This is a genomic window from Cryobacterium sp. (genome assembly GCF_026786305.1).
Lineage (GTDB): Bacteria > Actinomycetota > Actinomycetes > Actinomycetales > Microbacteriaceae > Cryobacterium.
The window spans coordinates 1-4,603 of the sequence record NZ_JAJAYI010000048.1; the positions used below are offsets into that span (position 1 = coordinate 1).

4 protein-coding genes are annotated in these 4,603 nt (G+C 64.2%); 3 read left to right on the plus strand and 1 reads right to left on the minus strand.

Annotated features, from left to right (window positions below; genetic code table 11):
* The first annotated feature begins 165 nt into the window (after nt 1-165).
* The 3 genes from dctP (at nt 166) to LH475_RS05140 (ending at nt 4,269) form a co-directional block, all read left to right on the plus strand.
* Entirely contained in the window at nt 166-1,629 is a 1,464-nt protein-coding gene (gene dctP / locus LH475_RS05130; protein ID WP_297413037.1) for a TRAP transporter substrate-binding protein DctP, read from the plus strand.
* Nucleotides 1,630-1,743: 114 nt separating this feature from the next.
* On the plus strand, nt 1,744-3,210 hold the full coding sequence (locus LH475_RS05135) for a hypothetical protein (RefSeq protein WP_297413038.1): 1,467 nt from the start codon (nt 1,744-1,746) through the stop codon (nt 3,208-3,210).
* Nucleotides 3,211-3,804: 594 nt separating this feature from the next.
* Nucleotides 3,805-4,269, plus strand: a complete 465-nt coding sequence (locus LH475_RS05140; protein WP_297413039.1) for a GNAT family N-acetyltransferase — start codon at nt 3,805-3,807, stop codon at nt 4,267-4,269.
* Between the two features lie 139 nt (nt 4,270-4,408).
* Here LH475_RS05140 and LH475_RS05145 read toward each other — a convergent pair.
* Nucleotides 4,409-4,603, minus strand: a 195-nt coding sequence (locus LH475_RS05145) for a hypothetical protein (RefSeq protein WP_297413040.1), incomplete at its 5' end; no start/stop codon positions are given.

A 4,603-nucleotide genomic window follows, 5' to 3' on the forward strand; every position in this document is an offset into this window, starting at 1 on the left:
CGCGAGTTGCCACAATAGAAGCCGTCACCCGACCATGATGGCACCCCGCGGCATCCCCCGCTCGTCTCCGTACCAGCCCCGATGCGTGAGGGACGCGCCAGCGCCATACTGGGTGTGGAGGCGTCCACGATGGCCAGAGCGCAATGGCGTGCAGCGAGCGGGCTAGTGGTTTCACTCGTGCTCACGAGCGCCTCGATAATCGGATGCACGGCGATCCCCGCGACGTCGAAGGCGGGGGAGGGGGCGATTCCTCAGGCGATCGTCCTGGCCAGCCCGGATCATGCCGGGCTGGCAGCGAGTGATGGGATGCGGGAGTTCGCCCGGCTCGTCGAGCACCTTTCCGACGGAGCAATGACGGTCGAGTTGTCTTTCCAGTACTCCGGCGGCATTTCCGAGGGTGATATTGGCACCGACCCCAATAGCGAAGTCAACACGATGGTGCGTGACGGCGGCGTCGAGTTGGCGTTGCTTCCGGATTGGACCTGGATGTCGCTTGGAGCAGAGCGCATTGCCGCGCTCAAGACCCCCTTTCTCATTACGGACGACCGAGTCGCAAACCGGGTGGCGGTGGAACCGGTGGCCGGGCTCATGCTCTCGGAACTCGACGCGTTCGGGGTTCATGGACTCGCGCTTCTGCCTGAGACCATCCGACATCCGGTCGCCTTCGACCGCCCGATCCAACGACTCGCCGATTTCGATGGGATGACGCTCCGCGCGATGGACCCGGGTGCCACCGCCCTGTTCAACGCGCTGGGTGCTGAAACGGTCGGGCTTCCGGGCGAAGAGTTCGGTCAGGCAGTGGGAACCGGACGAGTTCAGGGAGCAGATTCCGCGTTCGCCCAGCACAGAAGTCTCCCGCGCGTCGGAACCTTCACGGGCGACCTGGGCTATTTCGTTCGCATGAACACGCTCGTCGCCTCAGGGCACTGGTATAAGTCGCTCGACGAAAGTTCACGTTCAATCATCAGCGAGGCTGCTCGCCAGACTCGCGACTACGTCGTGGAAACCAACCCTACCGATGCTCAGACCGCGCAGGCCTATTGCGACGGTGGGGGCACCGTCGTCAATGCTGGCCCCGATTCGCTCGCCGATATCCGGCAAGCAGCAGAGCCGCTTCGTGCTGCATACGAGCAGAACGAGCCCACCCGAGCTGTCATCGAGGCGATCTCGGAGATTATCGAGAGCGTGGGCCCTCCTGAACCGATCCGGCCCTGCCAGCCGGACGTCATGGAGCCGCCCGCGACGAGCGAGTCGCCTGGGGGCGAATTTCCGGAGGGCAGCTTCCGGGCGGAGGTCAGGGAACAGAGTTTGCTCGACGCCGGCGTGGACGCCAGCACAGCAAGCAACCATGCCGGCGTGTGGACACTGACTTTCCGCGACGGTAGCCTTTACGACCTCGACTGCCCTGGCAGCACCTACTCGGCACGGAATGGGCGGATATCGCTACTACTCGGGTCGGACGGTCCCGGGTGCGGTTCGGTCGCGGGCGCTGAATTGTTCAGCGCGGCCTGGACCTACGACGGAACACTTCTGCGGTTCGTCGGAGTTCGAGCCGGCGATGACGGTCCGCTCTGGCAGGATTTTCATGAGGCGCTCTGGGGCGGGCAGACCTGGACTCGAGTGGGCTGAACTGCTCTCGTGGGTAGCCACGAGGTGTCGCGAGAGAATTACCGTGCCTCCCACGATGAGCCTCCCGTTTTGCGCTCCTACCGTAGACGTATATCGACTTCGACTCGGAGGAACATGATGCGCACCCGACTTTCGCTTGTGACCGCGCTACTGGTTACCTCGCTTGCGGCCACCGGCTGCACGGCGCAGGTTTCAACAGCCGAGCCGGTGACGCTGAGCATGTACCACGTGGACGGCGAAGCCGACCTCGAACCCGCGGTCGACTGGTTTGCGGAACGCGTCAAAGAACTCTCCGCCGGAGCCATCACAATTGAGATCGAACGAGGCTGTTGCGGGGAGCGGGTCGAAGTCGAAGAAGATCTCGTTGCCGCCGTGGCAGGGGGCGAGGCCGACCTCGGATGGGTCGGCACCAGGGTATTCGGCGACCTGGGGGTTGCCGAACTGGCGCCCCTGACGGCGCCGCTCCTGCTGGACTCGTACCGCTTGCAGGAAGCAGTCATCGCAGACGACGCCGCGACACAGGCGCTCGCGGCCGTCGATGAAGTGGGTGTCGAGGGAATCGCGCTCGTGCCCGGCGCACTGCGTCGGCCGCTGTCAAATACGAAGCCACTCATGACGCCAGCGGACTGGGAGGGGCTCACGGTGGCGTCATTCCACTCGGCGCAAAATGCGGATTCGTTCCGTGCTCTCGGCGCGGAGCCGCGTGCTGTCACGTTCGCTGAGCGTAACATCGGTCTGTTCGACGGGAGCATTCACGTGCTCGAGAACTCACTCGGCATGCTTGATAGCGAACGGGAGCAGATTCTTCCCTACACGACAGTCAACCTCGCTCTCTGGCCTCGAATCTCGGCGATCATCGGTAGCGAGCAAACGGTCACGCAGCTCGGACCCGACGGGCTCGCGGTACTCCGTCGCGCCGCCGGCGACGTCGCGCAAATGTCCGACGAGCTCATAAAGCTGGATGCTGACGCGCTCGCGTCCGCGTGCAGCGACGGTGCTCGGTTCGCTGAGGCGTCGGCCGACCAACTCGCCGAGTTCCGTTCCGTTTTCGCTCCCATCTACGAGCGCCTGCGGGATGGTGCAGCCACGAGCGAGCTCTATTCCGCGATCACCGCGCTGAAGGAGTCCGTCGAGTCAGAGCCCGCGCTGAGCGTACCCATCGAGTGCACTGGCGAGGCGCCCGTCGAGCCGGACGCGAATTCTGACGGCAACGAGGGCGCGCTCAACGGGCGATATCAAGGCGTGAAGCACACGATCGAGTCGCTCAGGGCAAATGGCTTCACCCCGGAAGACGCCGATGGCGTGGCAGGTACTTTCACCCTGGTTTTTGAGGATGGCGCTTTCGAACTCATCCATGACTGGCACGGTGGCGAGCGATTCGGCTGCACGGGCGAGTACTCGATCGACGGTGACCGCGTCACCGTGGACTACGACCCGGGCGGGGACTGCGGCCCCGGGGGTGAGCTGTTCAATTCCGGCTTCACGGTGACCGGGGACCAGGTCGTCTTCACGGATTTCAAATCGGCTTACGAGTCTGACCTTCACATATTCACCAGCGCGCCCTTCACACGCCTCGACTAGTTGATATTGGGGTAGTCGGCCCCTGATGCTGGGACCTGGGTCCGAGTGGGTGCGGGTCGCCAGCCGACACAGCGTGACCGATCCACGGCTGATTTTTGGAGTCCCCAGCTGATCAAATATCGTAGGTTCATTGACCTCGATGGTTACGCCCGAGCCGTCGGTGAGGACGCGACGATCATGCGAATCGTCCTCACTGCCCAAGACATCCGGCGCATTCTGCCCCCACAGGAACATCGAATCGCCAGGCTGGCTGGGCACCGGCACCGCATTGATCGGCCGGTCGGATGCGGTTGGTGACGATTGACATTGACTCAAAACATTGGGACCCAGGGTCAGGGCACGCAACCCGGTGGAGTTCCGCTTCAAGGTGTAGTCCGTTTCTGCGTGTCGAGCAGGCCCGCCCGGACTGATTTGTCGGTCGAGCAGGCCCGCCAGTGCCGTATCGAGACCCGCAGCGCGGATGCCCGACCTGTCGCGAAAGTCGGAACGGCGTCGTTATCACGGCCCATCACAAGTTCTGGGCTACGGAATGAGGCCTGCGTCCGTCGTTGGCGACAGCGGACACGTGGGGATTCACGATGGTTGACTGTCGCCATGAGCATCCGCGTGGCACCGTGCAGACAAGACGAGGTTTCTCTCATCGAACAACGGGAGCCTCCCGGCGTCCGTCTCGCCCGCCATTACTTTGCCAGCCAGCAACGCGGAGACTCGACCTACCTCGTCGGCTGGGTGGATGGCGTTCCAGCGGGGACGGGTGAAGTCGCCTTGAGCGGGCGGATCGAATTGCGGAACCTGCACGTGGACGAGGAATTCCGGGGGCGCGGCGTCGGCTCCGCCATCATCGCCGCGGCCGAGTCGGTCGTCGGCACAGGGATGCTCTCGGTCGGGGTCGGCCTAGCGAATCACGCGGCCCGACGCCTATACGAACGGCTGGGATTCGTCGCATCGGGAGAGCTGGAAACCACGACGTACTCCTATTTCGATGCCGAGGGCGTTTCCCAGACGGCAACGGAGACCGACGAGTACCTGACGAAGAGGCTGGAGGGACGCCGCGACTGATGAGCGGTCCTGTGATCCACCGCGCCCGTCAGGGCGACAGCAAGACCCACTGCCCGCACGCGCGCGATCACGCCGGCCGCAACTGAGCGTGCGGAAATCTGCCAGAGCCGACGCGGATGCATCTCGACCATCGACTGACTCACCTCGGCTGCGGTGGGTGGCGGAGTTTCGCTTCAATGTGTGACTGGGCCGCTTCGCCGGTCGAAGCCCGCAAATTCTGTTGGTCGAGCAGGCCCGCCAGGGCCGCATCGAGGCCCGCTGCTGGATGCCACGACCGGCATTCCTCCGGGAGGAGCGCTCGGCTGAGCTCCACGTCAGCGCGCCGCATCCCACC